Origin of the sequence: Bacillus sp. HY001, from assembly GCF_007558965.1 — a bacterium.
Classification (GTDB): domain Bacteria; phylum Bacillota; class Bacilli; order Bacillales; family Bacillaceae_G; genus Bacillus_A; species Bacillus_A mobilis.
Genome location: NZ_VLTE01000074.1, coordinates 1 through 14,879 on the forward strand (window position 1 = coordinate 1; position 14,879 = coordinate 14,879).

The following is a 14,879-nucleotide window of genomic DNA, read 5'->3' on the forward strand; positions in this document are numbered from 1 at the left end:
TATACATAAAATGGGTCATCCTTCCTTGCGGTATGCATGGAAGGATGACCCATTTAGTTAAATTTTATTCATTTCCTTAAGTTGATGGCTATGGTCCACATGGACAGCTTATTTACATAATTCTCGGTATTGGAAGTAAAGTAAACCTCTCTTATTTAAAGAAAGGCATTACATGCTATTCCGAATGCAATAAAACAAATAAAATACTAAGACAACAACAGTAATAATACTCGATGCTGTTCTGAAAGTTTTGTTTTCATACGTTTTATTTAACAAGAAGAAGAACAAAACGACCCAGACCCCGTTGGAAAAGAATGATGTTAGTGCATTGAAAACAACTCGAAACGCAAACATAGAGTCTTCCATTAGTTTTCCGACCCCCTTTTTTTCCCTATTTTACCATTTGAGAGAAATGATATGTTGTTTGATTTTGGTTGTATATTCTATACATGTGAGATTAACATAATGTCTTATTATCGGTAGCAAGTTTTTCATAGAATCCTTGTTTTTACTAAATTTTTTGTCTCTATGTCTATCTATCACTTATACAAAATTTTATACATCGTTGATATAGCGGGGATTCTAGGGATCTTCGCTATTCTTTTTTGTATAACTTCTTGTATAAAAAAGTAGTTAGATTAGCGTGTTTTACTCCGGTTCATTTCAAAATATAATTGAAAATCCATCTTTAAATTAAAAAAAGTGTTACCTATATATATTAATAACTTCGAAATATTGTATAACAGATAATTTTTATTGTGCTAACGAATCAGGATAGTGTGGCGACTGACCAACTAAATAGTTGCTTATTCTCGATTATTAGAAGGGAAGTTCTATCATTTCGCGAATTTATTAGACATAGACGAGTGCTATAATTTTCTATATGTACATAAAGAGGTGACTACGCATGAATCAAAGACCGTCAGAAGAAGAATACGCGGGGAACTCTGGCGAATATATCCGTTTGGTGCCGGACGGTAACATCATCGATATTCTGCTCGCTCAGGAAAAGAAAATGATCGAGCTCCTGGCATCGTTGACCGAAAGCCAGGCCGCATATCGGTATGCGGAAGGAAAATGGACGCTGAAAGAAGTCGTGGGCCACATTGCAGATGCGGAACGTGTCATGACCTACCGCCTGCTCCGGTTCGCAAGAGGGGACCAGACGCCTCTGACTGGTTTCGATCAGGAATTGTTCATGCCTCCTTTCGGAAGTTGGACAACCGCGCAATTGGCCGAAGACTACCGGGCCGTACGGCAATCAACGATCACATTGCTGCGCGGGCTACCGGCGGAGGCGTGGACCCGCAAGGGCACAGCCAACGACCTAGGTATTACGGTGCGCGCCCTCGCGTACGGCATCGCAGGACACGAAATTCATCACATGGGGGTCATCCGAAATCGGTACTTGAGTTAATCGCCGGCTGAGGCCTTTGGAATGGAACTAACACCTCTCATACAACCTTATATACCGTTCTTATTGGGGTCCCGCTCCACAACCATCAACTTAAGGATTTAGACTATTTTTGAAATGAAAAGCACATTACTATTCTCTTATGTTAATGAGAAAGGGTGACGTGCTTTTTATGAATATGTAAGAAAAACAAGAGTTGTCTTTATTTGCCGAAGAGTTATATCGATTTTTTTCATTTGGGGGTATTTGTTTTTCTTAGCTTGATGTTGATGGGGCACTACTCTATAATGGTCAAATTAAAATTTAAAACAGTTATAGAGACTCCATTCCTCGGAAATATTGTAACTATTAAGTTGTAAAAAGAACTATAGTTTTTTATTTTTGAAAAGGCTATGGTCTTTTTAGTTGTAGCAAAGATATGATGTGAGGAAGTTTTTCTAAATCAAAAAAAGTTGATTAATCAGTTGCATAATAAATTAATCAGCGTATATACTATAAATATCAAAAAAAGTTGATGAAGGGAGAGTGAACTAAAATGGCACAAGATTTTCAGTTATATGAGAAAAAGTTTAAAGCGTTGGCGGATCAGAAGCGTTTAGAGATTATGTATGAACTTTGCCAGCGAGGTCAGACTTGTGTATGTGATTTAACAGAGATTTTTGACATGACGCAATCTAAGTTGTCCTATCATTTAAAGATTTTATTAGATGCAGGTTTAATTGTAAAAGAAACAAAAGGTACGTGGAGTTATTATGATTTAAATGATGCGGAAGTAAACAATTTATTATCAGAAGAATTGTGTTGTATTTTTAGAAAAACAGGCAAAGGTAGCTGTTGTTAAAATTTTGTACTATTAATCAAAAAAAATTGATTAATAACATATAAAAAGGAGGAAGTTGCTATGAGATATGTTCACGTTGGCATAAATGTTACGAATTTAGAGAAGTCTATCGAATTTTACGAAAAGGTATTTGGTGTGTCACCAGTTAAGGTGAAAGTGGATTATGCAAAATTTTTATTAGAGACGCCAGGACTTAATTTCACGCTAAACGTAAAAGATGAAGTGAAGGGAAATCAAGTAAATCATTTCGGTTTCCAAGTGGATACAGCTGAAGAGATTACGTTACATAAAGAAAGGTTAGAAAAAGAAGGGTTCTTTGCGCGTGATGAGATGGATACAACTTGTTGCTATGCGGTTCAAGATAAGTTTTGGGTAACGGATCCTGATGGGAACGAGTGGGAATTCTTTTATACAAAAGCACAGAGTGATGTTCATACAATTGAAGAGGCATCTTGTTGCACGACTTCTAACGTAGTAGAAAAAAATTCTTGTTGTTAATAGGAGATGGAAAATAAAATGAAACGTTTATCTTTTCTAGATCGATATTTAACACTATGGATTTTTCTAGCTATGGCTGTTGGGATTGGTTTAGGGTTTGTATTTCCTAGTGTAGTAGACGGACTGAATACATTACAAGTTGGAACAACGTCTATCCCGCTAGCTGTCGGTTTAATTGTCATGATGTATCCACCGTTAGCGAAAGTTCGTTACGAGGAAATGGGCCGCGTATTTAAAGATGTAAAAGTATTGGTTTTATCTTTAGTACAAAACTGGATTATCGGACCTGTACTTATGTTTGTTTTAGCAATTATTTTTCTTCCTGATAAGCCAGAGTACATGGTTGGACTCATTATGATTGGTTTAGCACGTTGTATTGCAATGGTAATTGTTTGGAACGATCTTGCAGATGGGGATAAAGAGTATGCAGCAGGTTTAGTGGCTTTTAACTCGGTATTCCAAATGTTATTCTTCTCCGTTTATGCATACGTGTTTGTAACAGTCATTCCAGAATGGTTAGGCATTGAAGGGGCTATTGTCGATATTACAATGGGAGAAGTAGCGAAATCAGTATTTATCTACCTAGGGATTCCTTTTATAGCAGGTATGCTGACACGCTTTGTACTCGTTAAGTTAAAAGGAAGACAGTGGTATGAAAAGGTGTTTATACCTAAAATTAGTCCACTTACATTGATTGCATTGCTATTTACGATTATCGTTATGTTCTCTTTAAAAGGGGAAATGATTGTTAGCGTACCATTAGATGTAGTAAGAATAGCAATTCCGTTATTAATCTATTTTATTGTCATGTTTTTTGTTTCTTTCTTTATGGGAAGAAAAATTGGTGCAAACTATCCAGTGACTACAACGTTAGCATTTACAGCAGGTAGTAATAACTTTGAGTTAGCGATTGCAGTAGCAGTTGGTGTGTTTGGTATTCATTCAGGCGCAGCATTTGCAGCTGTTATCGGGCCATTGGTTGAAGTACCTGTAATGATTGCACTTGTAAACGTCGCTTTTTGGTTTAAGCGAAAATATTTTAGTGATCAACCAGTATAATTTAAAAACAAAGGCGGAAAACAACATGGAAAACAAAAAGACAATTTATTTCTTATGCACAGGAAATTCATGCCGAAGCCAAATGGCAGAAGCGTGGGGCCAACAATATGTAGGGGATAAGTGGAATGTATATTCTGCAGGTATTGAAGCACACGGAGTAAATCCAAATGCTATTAAAGCGATGAAAGAAGTAAATATCGACATAACAAACCAAACATCGGATATAATTGATGCAAACATTTTAAATAACGCTGACTTAGTCGTTACCCTTTGTAGTCATGCAGATTCTGTTTGTCCGTCGACACCTCCCCACGTAAATCGTGTTCACTGGGGATTCGATGATCCAGCAGGAAAAGAGTGGTCTGAATTTCAACGTATTCGTGATAAAATTGGAGAACGTATAAAGCGATTTTCTGAAACAGGGGAGTAAAGTAAAGAGTCAATCTCTATTTATAGGGATTGGTTCTTTTTTATTTTATATTTCATTAGTTTAAAACAACTATTAAAACGAATAGAGAATATTCTGTCATGATGGTAAAGTTAGAGTAGAGCAGTTTCAGGGGGGGATAACACATGATTTCTGAATTGAAAAAGGATGATTTTTATAAATGTAACAGTTTACTAAATAAAAAAGGACAATTAGAAGTAAAGGCTGTAATTGCAGGAGTGAATCCTGGTCGTATATTTGTAAATAACATGACTTCTCCTAGTTCGGGACTCATTTGGTTAGGGAATAATGATGGCTTCTTCTTTATTGGAGATGCTGAAAATGAAAAATTTAATAATGAAATGAATAGCTTTATTGATAATGTAATAATACTTGAGGCTAGAAAGGTTGGACTAACTTGCTTTGAAGGAATCGGTAATCATTCAAAGTGGAATAAAACAATCGAAAAAATATTTCACCATCGTAGTTTAAAGAGTTGGAATCAAAGAGTGTATACGCTAAAGGAAGAAGATTATGTGGGGAATCATGAACCTAAAATTGAACAAGGGTATACAGTGCTGAAAATGAGTAAAACTCTTTATGAGAATCAAAGAGATTCATTGAAAAACATTGAGTTTTTACAATCAAAAATTTTAGAATTTTGGTCCTCACTTGATGAATTTTTTAACGAGGGAATAGGCTATTGTATGGTTTTTGACAACATGATTGTAAGTGTATGTTTTTCAGGGTTCGTTTTTGAAAATATACATTGTATAGATATTGAAACGATAGAAGGTCACCAAGGGAGAAAATTAGCTCAAACGATAGCTCATAGTTTTGTAAAAGAATGTTTGGAGAATAATATTATTCCATATTGGGACTGCATGGAGTTAAATAAGCCTTCTGTGGCCGTTGTAGAAAATGTAGGTTTTACAAATGTGTTTAATTATGTAGGTTATTATTTTCCTTTTGAGTAAATGAAATGTATGCTACAAATCTATCATCGAGTTTTTTTACATGAAAGGAGAATAAGATGAAACAAATACTAAAAGACATATTAATAAACTACTTTAAAGAAATTCATTCACTACTAGTGGAAGCAGAACTACATAAGAACAGTTGGCATACAGATTTACACTATAAAATCATGGTGAATGGGAATCGGTATTCCGCACGGTTTATAAATAGCGATCGAATAATCAATCCGGCCTTTGGGACGTTATCAAATGAACAATTGAAAGAGCAAGTACGCTTTACGTATTATTTACGAGAGCATGGAATTCCGTTTATGCAGATTAAGGAGAATAGGGCGGGAGAGTCATTTACATGTGTCACTTGGAATGAGGAACAGTACCGCTTTGTATTGTCTACTTGGATGGAAGGGAAACATATTACTTATTGTACAGAAGCGATTGCAGAAGTCTTTGGAAAGGAAGCAAGAAAGATACACGATATTTCTAGTACGTTTCAAAGCTCGACTTTTCAAAAGAAATCTCATTTAGATGGATATGGTGAATTTATAAAGCTATTAGAAAATAAGGGTGGTACATGTAAGGAATTGCGAGGGTATATAGATCTCGCTAAGTATCATATAGAATGCGCACATGCGAGTAATTTGGAGTTCATTGTACAAACTGATTTAAATCCTTTAAATGTCATATGGGATTCAAATCAATGTGTAAAAGGAATTGTAGATTTTGAATCGATTGGATATGTTGATCGTATGGAAGGACTAGCCTTTTTAATAAAGTGGTATTCCCGGAAAGAAGGAATAGAGTCACATGTAGTATGTTCGAAAGTTGCTAGAGCATTTTTAAAAGGGTATGGAGCTAATAATATTTTAACTTTAAATGATTATAAAAGACTTTCTTCACTACTATGGTTATCCGGTAGTCTAAATTGGAACTTCGTTAAAAAGACGGAGAGTCTATTAGGTGACGAGAGAAAAATAGAGGAACATTTGAGAGTTTATAAAATAAGGGGAGAAAGACTGTCGTCATTGTTAATTTGTAGATAACATTTATTCTTCTAATTTGGGATTCAAGAAAGAAACCATGTGAGGTGTTCAAAAATGAAAATACAAATTGTATTGTTTGACGGTTTTGGAGAACTTGTCTCCTTTGCACCATTTGAAGTACTGAAAAGAGCAATAGACGAAGGGGCTCCATTTACGGTTGAATTCGTGGCAAGTGAACCGAAACAAGAAGTTACTACTTCGTTTGGAGTTACGATTACACTACATGATTTTTTACGAATGGATAATCGTCCAGATTTGTTAATTGTACCTGGTGGTGGCTGGAATCATAAAGCTGAGAACGGGGCACGAAAGGAAGCAGAGCTTGGTACTCTGACTAAAATGATTAGAGAGATGCACAACGAAGGAACGATTGTTGCGGAAGTTTGTACTGGAGGTATGTTACTAGCTGCATCCGGTATATTGAATAATAAAAAGGCGACAATGCATCATTTGGCGCAGAGTGAAATGAGTCAATATGGGACAGAGCTTCTTCCTTACAGAATTGTGGATCAAGGAAATGTTATTACTGCAAGAGGAGTTACTTCAGGAGTTGACTTAGGTCTTTGGATTACGGAAAGGTTCGCAAGTCCTAAAATTGCAGCTGCTGTTGAATATAGAATGGAATACGAGCGGCGAGGTGTTGTTTGGAAGTGATTTGACTGTAATCATAGTTTTACAGATTTTAAAGAAAAAAGCCTACTCGTATGAGTGGGCTCTTTCGTTTATCCCGCGTTAACGGACAGTAAAACTCCCACCTCAAAATTCAGTTGGAGCAAAGAAGTTAGGTGGGATTCGGGCTGTCCGTAAACGTCCGATTGGTGAGGGCTGATTAAAGTTTCACTTTATATACTACTACTTTTTACAGTAATATCCTTTCCGAAAGAGCATAGAATGGATCATGTATTTTGTTTCATAGTGATAATGATTTTTATTATATATTTATAAATTAGTAAAAAGTAGTTTACAAATTTGCATCCGGCTTATATAATTTGACTCATATAAAAAAGTTTCCTCAAGGAAACTTAAATGTGAATTTACATTCATATTATATTTTTTTGTTTAAAAGTTGCCTTTATGCAAAATAATTTTATTAATGAAAAAAAGAAGGAGGAATGCATAAAAAATGGGTGAGGCTATAATCGTCAAAGATTTGTTTGTATCCTATCAAGGGAATCAGGTAGTTCAAAATGTTTCCTTTACCATTGAAAAAGGAAAACTTGTTGGAATTATTGGTCCAAATGGTGCAGGGAAATCTACTTTAATGAAAGCTGTTTTAGATTTGATTCCGAATGATAAGGGATATATTCGAATTCTTGGAGAGGATATTCGAAGTGTTAGAAAGTGTGTTGCGTATGTACCGCAAAGAAGTGATATAGATTGGGATTTTCCGATAACAGTTATAGATGTGGTGCTAATTGGAACATATCCATCTTTAGGGATGATGAAAAGACCGAAGAAAGGGCAGCGGGATTGGGCATTTGAGTGCCTCAAAAAAGTTGGAATGGAAGAGTTTAAAAATCGCCAAATTGGTGAGCTTTCAGGTGGACAACAACAACGTGTCTTTTTAGCGAGAGCTTTAGCGCAAAAGGCGGAAATCTTCTTCTTAGATGAACCGTTTGTTGGAATAGATGTAACAAGTGAAGAGACCATTATTAAAATTCTTAGGGAGTTACGTAAAGAGGGAAAAACAATTGTTGTTGTACATCATGATTTAAGTAAAGCAGAATCGTATTTTGATAAATTACTATTATTGAATAAAAGCTTAATTCATTATGGGGAAGTACGACAAGTATTAGAACCAACTGTTATGTCAAAAGCATATGTGAATCAAGGGATATTGTTTAATCATGCAACGGGGGTACATTCATCATGAAGATTGTAGAATTTATAGATGCGTTAACGCAGTACAGTTTTCTGCAGAAGGCGCTATTAACTTCCGTTATGGTAGGCGTGATTTGTGGGGTAATAGGATGTTTTATTATTTTACGAGGCATGGCATTAATGGGTGATGCAATCTCACATGCTGTTCTTCCCGGAGTGGCGCTTTCTTATATGATTGGTATGAACTATTTTATAGGGGCTGTTTTAACTGGTGTTATTACTGCAGTTGGAATTGGGTTTGTAAGTCAAAACAGTCGAATTAAGCATGATATGGCGATAGGGATTATGTTTACATCTGTTTTTGCCGTAGGGATTATTTTAATTACCTTTATGAAGAGTAGTTCTGATTTGTATCATATTTTATTCGGAAATGTCCTGTCAGTTCGTTCTTCTGATATGTGGATGACACTTATTATCGGAGTAGTCATTATTGGACTTGTGATTCTGTTTTATAAAGAATTACTCGTATCCACTTTTGATCCAACGATGGCGCAAAGTTACGGATTACCGAACAAATGGATTCATTATGGCCTAATGATTCTACTTACAATGGTTACAGTAGCATCGCTTCAAACTGTAGGAATTATTTTAGTTGTCGCTATGCTTATTACACCAGCGGCTACAGCGTATTTATTAACAAATCGTTTATGGGTCATGATTTATTTAGCTGCAGGTATTGGTGCACTTTCATCTGTAGTAGGGCTATATTTTAGTTTCTCTTATAATCTTGCTTCAGGTGCAACAATTGTTCTTGTCGCAACATTCTTGTTCGCATTAGCATTCTTTTTCTCACCGTCACAAGGTTTGTTTTGGAGAGCTATCAAAATTAGAAAAAATAGAGCAGAGTTGTCATAATTGATTGGAGGATAAAGATGAAATTTAAAAATGTTTTATTATCGATACTTTGTATTTTCGTATTTGCATTAACAGCGTGTTCGAGTAACACCAATGGAAAAGAAGAGGGCAGTGGAAAATTAAAAGTTGTAACTACATACTCTATTATATATGATATGGTGAAGCAAATTGGTGGAGATAAAGTTGAGATTCATAGTCTTGTTCCGATTGGAGCTAACCCGCATGAATATGATCCACTACCAAAAGATGTTATGAAAATGACAGATGCAGATATGGTATTTTACAATGGGCTAAACCTAGAAGAAGGCGGAGCATGGTTTAAAAAACTATTAAAAACGGCAAATAAATCAGAAAAAGATGCACCTGTTTATAAAGTAAGTGAAGGTGTAGAAGCTATTTACTTAGAAACAAAAGGATTAGAAAAAGAACCAGACCCACATGCATGGATGAATATTAAAAACGGTATGGTATATGCTGAAAATGTGAAAAAGGCATTAATTAAAGAAGATCCTAAAAATAAAGAGTTCTATACTAAAAATGCCGACAAGTATGTAGCAGATCTTCAAAAGTTACACGATGAGACAGTGAATAGAATGCATCAAATTCCTGAAGAAAAACGTTTCTTAATCTCTAGTGAAGGTGCTTTTAAATACTTTGGAAAAGCATATGATATGAAGACGGGATACATTTGGGAAATTAACTCAGAAAACCAAGGTACGCCAGACCAAATTAGAGATGTTGTAAGTGTAATTCAAACAAACAAAGTGCCAGCGTTATTTGTTGAAACAAGTGTAGATCGACGTAGCATGGAAACTGTTTCAAAAGAAACAAACGTGCCGATTGCAGGGACAATTTTTACAGACTCACTAGGTAAATCAGGTGAGGATGGAGATACGTATTTGAAAATGATGAAATGGAATATAGATACAATTATTAATGGGTTACAAAAGTAAAATCTAGCTATTGAAGTTTTATAAAATCAGAAAGAGCCAACTCATGTGAATTGGCTCTTTCTTTTATGTATCATGTTTTATTATTAATTAGGCTGAATACAACCTAACATCACACATATGATAGACGTGTATTACAATTATTAAACTATATTAATTTCATAGGCGTGAAGATGTAGTCTAACCATTAACTGAAATGATAAGCGTTGGGTGCTTTCAACGAGAGTTAACTCTCGTATTCTATAAAAATTATTTACGAAAAAGGGATTTGGATAATTTTGTTGAATTTATTTATTCTGAAAAGACGATTTTGCATACAAACTAATTTACATCTAATAATTAGAGGAGATTAACATGAATCACTTTTTTGTAGAATTTGGCGAGTATGAAGCAAGTGTTTGTGAATGGGGAGATAAAAGTAATCCTCAAATCATTTGTTTTCATGGTTTAGGAAGTACAAAATTAAGTTTTATCGAAATAGCAGGACTTTTAAAAGATAGCTATCATATTGTATCGTTTGATCTACCTGGACATGGGAAAACACCAAGTTTTGGGAAGGATGAAGATTACGGTGCATCTCATTTAACAAATTGGGTAGTAGCATTACTTGAGCAGATAGGAAAAGAAACATTTCATATAGTAGCTCATTCATGGGGAGCAAGCGTTGCGCTTCACTATGCAGCAGAATGTACAGAAAAAGTAAATAAAATGGTTTTGTTAGATGGTGGTTATCATCATGGTAAAATGAATGCAAAATATTTTGCGGAGCTATATAAAGGTGCGAAAGAAGGAGAGTGCCCACCTCGGTCATTAGAAGAAGAAATCACCCATTATGAGAAAGATTTTGATGAATATATTTTTGACAGTAAAGAAGCGTTCATCCAATCAGAAAAAATGGTTTACACTAGATGGTCGCCATTAATAGAGCGTGCGGTTTATGATTTAATGAGAGAAGAAGATAATAAAGTGAAATGGCATGCTACTGGCGATACCGCTAGAAGTGTAATTAAGTTTCAATATACGGTGTATAAGACATTGAAATCGCATAAAATTAAAAATGATATTTTACTATTGTATTGTGATCTTCCAGATAATTATTTAGAAATAAGAGAATTGCAGATCGCGGAATTTAGGAAGCATATTGATATTACGACTAAGCTTTATACAGATACAGGGCACCTAATGCATTGGGATAGACCGGAAGAGATTGCCGAGGATGTTTTACATTGGTTCATATAAAGAAGGTCCGTTGTTCGAATTTGAGCAACGGATTTCCTTTTGAAAGACCTAATGTAGTTGTTATAGCCAGTTCCTTGTAAATAGACATAATAAAACCTAGTGATAAGTTCAAAAGGTTGTAAGCCTAATATTCATGTATCTCGGCTGTACCTCATCACCATCAAGCTAATATTTTAAAGTACCGACTAAACAAAAATAGCACCAAAGTTCACTTTTACCGTTTTAGGGGTAACCTGTTCTGTTAAGTTGATGGATATGTGAAGCTACCCCAATTCATTTTTTTACTTTTGTTTAATGTTTTTATTTAATTTTTCTTTTATTATCATCATGGAAATACGAATCTCATTAATCTCACTATCACTTAGTCCGTTAAACAATTGATTTATTTGTTCATCTGACTGAATATGAATTATATCTAGTAGTTCCTCTCCTTTTTTTGTTAAAAAGAGCAAGTTTTTTCTGCTGTCTTTTAGTGAGCTTCGTTTCTCTATTAATTCTTCCTTCTCAAATCTACGTAAAATTCTACTCATATAGCTTCTGTCAATATTAAGTTCTTGCACAAGATTATTCGCAATACACTCTGTTCTTTCGCTTATTTCAAATAGTATTCGTGTTTCGGTTAATGAATAATCTGTATCTAGAATTTGATTATTAAATAAACCAAGTACCTTTGTATAAAATCGGTTGAATTGTCTGATGTCATAAATAATTTTTTTATCCATAGAGTCTCCTTTAGTTGACTAAGTCCACATTTAATATTAATATAACTGTACCCTTAAAATATGGACTTAGTCAACATTTAGAGGGGCCATTTTCAAAAATCTGTCGTAATCTTTAATAAAATTTAATTGAAGGAGATTGTATATGATGATTCGAGAAATGAAAAAAGAAGACAATGCAAGAGTAAAAGAAATTATACAAGATTCATTAAAATCACTTGGATTAGCGCTTCCTGGAACAGCTTATTTTGACCCTCAACTTAATGACCTACACCAATATTATAATAATCTAAAACATGCGAACTATTGGGTAGTGGAAATGGAAGGAGAAGTTGTTGGTGGAATTGGTATAGCACCGTTTAACGAGCATGATAAAGTTTGCGAATTACAAAAGCTATACTTAAGTCCAAAAGCACAAGGTTTAGGGCTTTCCAAGAAACTAATGGAAACAGCTTTGTTATTTGCCGCTACACATTATGGAAAGTGCTATTTAGAAACAATGCATGAATTAAAAACTGCATGTCTATTATATGAAAAATTTGAATTTATACTTTTAAATGAACCTCTACCAGGTTCTGAACACTCTACTATGGATGCATGGTATATAAAATCTTTAAACGCTTCTATTTGAAAAGAAAGAGCAGGAGTTGAGCGAATACAAAGCGATTTTTATAATTAAAGATTACTTTCTGTTACTGTTTCAAGCGAAAAAATCACGTTTTAATAGGCTTCTTTAGTATGCCTACTTTTCTATAAATTATTAGATGCGAAACATGGATCGTTTCATATCTAGTAATTTACTTTGTTAGCTTGATGAGCATGCGGCTGTACCTATTATTAGAAAAAACGATATTTTGATGCAAAGTTATGGTGCAGGCAAGAGCATTAAAGTTCTATCGCCAATTCTTTTTTTGATATAATAGATGTGAAGCAGAAAATAGATAGAAAGATACTGCTAGTCATTTATATTTAAAATGTTGGGAGATTGAACAGAGTTATGGGGACAGAAAAAGAAATTAGTTCCGCTAAATTAATTTGGAAGATGACGCGCCCGCATACATTAACGGCGACGTTTTCTCCTGTAATTTTAGGAACAGTAGCATCACTTTATGTTACAGACATTCATTGGCTTTTATTTATTGCGATGATGGTTGCATGTTTAGCATTGCAAATCGCAACGAACTTATTTAATGAGTACTATGATTTCAAACGTGGATTAGATACCGCTGATTCTGTTGGTATCGGTGGTGGAATTGTCCGTCATGGATTGAAACCGAAAAATGTGTTAACAGTTGCGCTTTTATTGTATGTAGTAGCAGCAATTATTGGAGTTTATATTTGTATGAATAGCAGCTGGTGGTTAGTCGTTATCGGTTTAATCGGGATGGCGGTTGGCTATTTATATACAGGTGGTCCATTACCAATTGCGTACACTCCGTTTGGAGAATTAGTTTCTGGATTGTTGATGGGGACATGTTTTGTACTCATTGCTTTCTTTATTCAAACAAATACGATAACAATTGAAAGTATATTAATTTCCGTTCCAATTGGAATTTTAGTCGGTGCAATCAACATGTCGAATAACATCCGAGATATCGAAGAAGATATTAAAGGTGGAAGAAAGACATTAGTAATCCTCCTTGGGAGAGAGAAAGCAATCGTAACACTAGCTGTAGCCTTTTTCATTGCTTATGTATGGATCGCGGTGATTGTATTGATGGGTTATATAAGCCCTTGGGCATTAGTTATGTTCCTAGGTTTGAGAAAGCCAATCTCTGCCATTCAAAGTTTCCAAAAAGGAGCAAAGGATCCCGGATATATGCGCATCGCAATGAAATCAACAGCGATGACAAATACGATTTTCGGCTTTTTATTATCAGCAGGGTTATTAATTAGTTATTTGTTTTAATGAAAATATTGTTAAATAAAACCCCAATTTCTCAATTTTAATGTAGAGAGATTGGGGTTTTATTTTTGTATTTCTTTAATAATGATCAAAACCTTTTATAAATCTACATTATGTAATAGATTAGTTGAGGTAAAGATCAGGATGATTAGAGGAATGATTTTTATATTTGTCTAAGTTATAGAGTTTTTCAATAAAAAAATAACAAAATACAATATTTTTTTATTGAAAAACGATAAATTACATGTTAATCTTTAAAAAAAGATAGACAAGGATGAAGAAGAATGAAAAAAATATTTTTAATTGGATTTTCTACTATAACTTTAATTATTATTGGTTTTGTCTCTTACATTACATTAACAACGAAAGATCCATTAAGTGACAAAGAGTTTCCAAAAACTCAAGAAAAAGCAAAGATAACTGCTATTGAATATTTTCAAAAAGAAAAACAGTTAGATGTTGTTATAACTAAAGTTGGGATAGTGGGAGAAATAGGATATAAAGTTTGGATCGAAGGACATGAGCTGAATAATAAACAACAAAAGATTGATGCAATTATAGATGTTGCAAAAGAAGATAAATATAAAGTAATAAGTTCTAATATCAATTAAATATCAATTGTTACGTATAATTGATATTACCTTATCCATATAATTCATCATAAAATGCAACCTTTAATATGAAAAAAGCGCTATCTTGTTTGTAGAAATATACAAACAAGATAGCGCTTTTGTATGAATCTTTTGATTTAAGATGATTTTCATTGTTCGCTGAAGAATTACAGCTACCTCTGCATTTTATCTTTATACCGTCATGCTATTATCTTGATATAACTATGTTGTATGTAGTAGTGACGGAAATAGTGAAAGATTTCTAATTGGTTAATATATAAAATGAACTATTTCTTCCTAACAATAAAGTGAAACTTTAATCAGTGGGGGTTTTCTTCATCCCCCACTGATTATCAGCCCTCACCAATCGGACTTTTATGGGCAGTTGATCCCACACCTAACTTCTTTGCTTTCGCTGCATTTTGAGGTGGGGGTCTTACTGCCCATTAAAGCGGGATAAAA

Annotated in this window: 17 protein-coding genes; 15 read left to right on the forward strand and 2 right to left on the reverse strand. The window is 34.3% G+C overall.

What is annotated here, in order from left to right:
• Window positions 1-168: 168 nt before the first annotated feature.
• Window positions 169-366 (reverse strand): hypothetical protein, encoded by a 198-nt coding sequence (locus FOT98_RS33505; RefSeq protein WP_002170404.1) that lies wholly within the window; start codon window positions 364-366, stop codon window positions 169-171.
• Window positions 367-907: 541 nt separating this feature from the next.
• On the opposite strand from FOT98_RS33505, the gene FOT98_RS26145 reads away from it, so the two are divergent.
• The 12 genes from FOT98_RS26145 to FOT98_RS26200 all read left to right on the forward strand — a co-directional run bounded on the left by FOT98_RS26145 (window position 908) and on the right by FOT98_RS26200 (window position 11,181).
• Window positions 908-1,417 (forward strand): DinB family protein, encoded by a 510-nt coding sequence (locus FOT98_RS26145; RefSeq protein WP_063262061.1) that lies wholly within the window; start codon window positions 908-910, stop codon window positions 1,415-1,417.
• A 532-nt stretch (window positions 1,418-1,949) separates the two neighbouring features.
• Window positions 1,950-2,255: an arsenical resistance operon transcriptional regulator ArsR gene (gene arsR / locus FOT98_RS26150; RefSeq protein WP_063262062.1), complete on the forward strand. Its 306-nt coding sequence runs from the start codon at window positions 1,950-1,952 to the stop codon at window positions 2,253-2,255.
• A gap of 60 nt (window positions 2,256-2,315) precedes the next feature.
• Entirely contained in the window at window positions 2,316-2,753 is a 438-nt protein-coding gene (locus FOT98_RS26155) for an ArsI/CadI family heavy metal resistance metalloenzyme (protein ID WP_063262063.1), read from the forward strand.
• 18 nt (window positions 2,754-2,771) lie between these two features.
• Complete coding sequence (gene arsB, locus FOT98_RS26160) at window positions 2,772-3,812, forward strand: ACR3 family arsenite efflux transporter (protein WP_063262064.1); 1,041 nt, start codon at window positions 2,772-2,774, stop codon at window positions 3,810-3,812.
• Between the two features lie 25 nt (window positions 3,813-3,837).
• The gene (gene arsC, locus FOT98_RS26165) at window positions 3,838-4,242 is read left to right on the forward strand and encodes an arsenate reductase (thioredoxin) (protein WP_063262065.1); all 405 of its coding nucleotides are present in this window, start codon (window positions 3,838-3,840) and stop codon (window positions 4,240-4,242) included.
• Between the two features lie 143 nt (window positions 4,243-4,385).
• Window positions 4,386-5,216, forward strand: coding sequence for a GNAT family N-acetyltransferase (locus tag FOT98_RS26170; RefSeq protein ID WP_063262066.1), 831 nt, complete (start codon window positions 4,386-4,388; stop codon window positions 5,214-5,216).
• 56 nt (window positions 5,217-5,272) lie between these two features.
• Window positions 5,273-6,256 carry a phosphotransferase enzyme family protein gene (locus FOT98_RS26175; RefSeq protein ID WP_063262067.1) on the forward strand — a complete coding sequence of 328 codons (984 nt, stop codon included), beginning with the start codon at window positions 5,273-5,275 and terminating at the stop codon, window positions 6,254-6,256.
• A gap of 54 nt (window positions 6,257-6,310) precedes the next feature.
• The gene (locus FOT98_RS26180) at window positions 6,311-6,910 is read left to right on the forward strand and encodes a DJ-1/PfpI family protein (RefSeq protein ID WP_063262068.1); all 600 of its coding nucleotides are present in this window, start codon (window positions 6,311-6,313) and stop codon (window positions 6,908-6,910) included.
• Window positions 6,911-7,379: 469 nt separating this feature from the next.
• The gene (locus tag FOT98_RS26185) at window positions 7,380-8,129 is read left to right on the forward strand and encodes a metal ABC transporter ATP-binding protein (protein ID WP_063262069.1); all 750 of its coding nucleotides are present in this window, start codon (window positions 7,380-7,382) and stop codon (window positions 8,127-8,129) included.
• Window positions 8,126-8,992, forward strand: coding sequence for a metal ABC transporter permease (locus tag FOT98_RS26190; protein ID WP_063262070.1), 867 nt, complete (start codon window positions 8,126-8,128; stop codon window positions 8,990-8,992). Before FOT98_RS26185 ends, FOT98_RS26190 begins: the two co-directional genes overlap by 4 nt.
• 17 nt (window positions 8,993-9,009) lie before the next feature.
• Window positions 9,010-9,945: a manganese ABC transporter substrate-binding protein/adhesin MntA gene (gene mntA / locus FOT98_RS26195; RefSeq protein WP_063262071.1), complete on the forward strand. Its 936-nt coding sequence runs from the start codon at window positions 9,010-9,012 to the stop codon at window positions 9,943-9,945.
• Between the two features lie 351 nt (window positions 9,946-10,296).
• Entirely contained in the window at window positions 10,297-11,181 is an 885-nt protein-coding gene (locus FOT98_RS26200; RefSeq protein ID WP_063262072.1) for an alpha/beta fold hydrolase, read from the forward strand.
• Between the two features lie 281 nt (window positions 11,182-11,462).
• Here the strand turns inward: FOT98_RS26200 and FOT98_RS26205 are convergent, their stop codons facing one another.
• Window positions 11,463-11,903, reverse strand: coding sequence for a MarR family winged helix-turn-helix transcriptional regulator (locus FOT98_RS26205; RefSeq protein ID WP_063262073.1), 441 nt, complete (start codon window positions 11,901-11,903; stop codon window positions 11,463-11,465).
• Window positions 11,904-12,045: 142 nt separating this feature from the next.
• Here FOT98_RS26205 and FOT98_RS26210 point away from each other — a divergent pair, with 142 nt between their 5' ends.
• From FOT98_RS26210 to FOT98_RS26220, 3 genes are all read left to right on the forward strand, one after another.
• Entirely contained in the window at window positions 12,046-12,531 is a 486-nt protein-coding gene (locus tag FOT98_RS26210; protein WP_063262074.1) for a GNAT family N-acetyltransferase, read from the forward strand.
• Window positions 12,532-12,897: 366 nt separating this feature from the next.
• Window positions 12,898-13,809, forward strand: coding sequence for a 1,4-dihydroxy-2-naphthoate polyprenyltransferase (gene menA / locus FOT98_RS26215; RefSeq protein WP_063262075.1), 912 nt, complete (start codon window positions 12,898-12,900; stop codon window positions 13,807-13,809).
• A 281-nt stretch (window positions 13,810-14,090) separates the two neighbouring features.
• A complete protein-coding gene (locus tag FOT98_RS26220) occupies window positions 14,091-14,417 on the forward strand; it encodes a hypothetical protein (RefSeq protein WP_063262076.1) in 327 nt (108 codons plus the stop codon).
• Window positions 14,418-14,879 lie beyond the last annotated feature (462 nt).

Bases quoted from the DNA above. Each gene is read 5' to 3' on its own strand.
- FOT98_RS26205 (WP_063262073.1), bottom strand. From the start codon at position 11,903: ATGGATAAAAAAATTATTTATGACATCAGACAATTCAACCGATTTTAT.
- FOT98_RS26200 (WP_063262072.1), top strand. From the start codon at position 10,297: ATGAATCACTTTTTTGTAGAATTTGGCGAGTATGAAGCAAGTGTTTGT.
- FOT98_RS26170 (WP_063262066.1), top strand. From the start codon at position 4,386: ATGATTTCTGAATTGAAAAAGGATGATTTTTATAAATGTAACAGTTTA.
- FOT98_RS26180 (WP_063262068.1), top strand. From the start codon at position 6,311: ATGAAAATACAAATTGTATTGTTTGACGGTTTTGGAGAACTTGTCTCC.
- FOT98_RS26190 (WP_063262070.1), top strand. From the start codon at position 8,126: ATGAAGATTGTAGAATTTATAGATGCGTTAACGCAGTACAGTTTTCTG.
- arsR (WP_063262062.1), top strand. From the start codon at position 1,950: ATGGCACAAGATTTTCAGTTATATGAGAAAAAGTTTAAAGCGTTGGCG.
- arsB (WP_063262064.1), top strand. From the start codon at position 2,772: ATGAAACGTTTATCTTTTCTAGATCGATATTTAACACTATGGATTTTT.
- FOT98_RS33505 (WP_002170404.1), bottom strand. From the start codon at position 366: ATGGAAGACTCTATGTTTGCGTTTCGAGTTGTTTTCAATGCACTAACA.
- mntA (WP_063262071.1), top strand. From the start codon at position 9,010: ATGAAATTTAAAAATGTTTTATTATCGATACTTTGTATTTTCGTATTT.
- FOT98_RS26145 (WP_063262061.1), top strand. From the start codon at position 908: ATGAATCAAAGACCGTCAGAAGAAGAATACGCGGGGAACTCTGGCGAA.
- FOT98_RS26185 (WP_063262069.1), top strand. From the start codon at position 7,380: ATGGGTGAGGCTATAATCGTCAAAGATTTGTTTGTATCCTATCAAGGG.
- FOT98_RS26210 (WP_063262074.1), top strand. From the start codon at position 12,046: ATGATGATTCGAGAAATGAAAAAAGAAGACAATGCAAGAGTAAAAGAA.
- FOT98_RS26220 (WP_063262076.1), top strand. From the start codon at position 14,091: ATGAAAAAAATATTTTTAATTGGATTTTCTACTATAACTTTAATTATT.
- menA (WP_063262075.1), top strand. From the start codon at position 12,898: ATGGGGACAGAAAAAGAAATTAGTTCCGCTAAATTAATTTGGAAGATG.
- FOT98_RS26155 (WP_063262063.1), top strand. From the start codon at position 2,316: ATGAGATATGTTCACGTTGGCATAAATGTTACGAATTTAGAGAAGTCT.
- FOT98_RS26175 (WP_063262067.1), top strand. From the start codon at position 5,273: ATGAAACAAATACTAAAAGACATATTAATAAACTACTTTAAAGAAATT.
- arsC (WP_063262065.1), top strand. From the start codon at position 3,838: ATGGAAAACAAAAAGACAATTTATTTCTTATGCACAGGAAATTCATGC.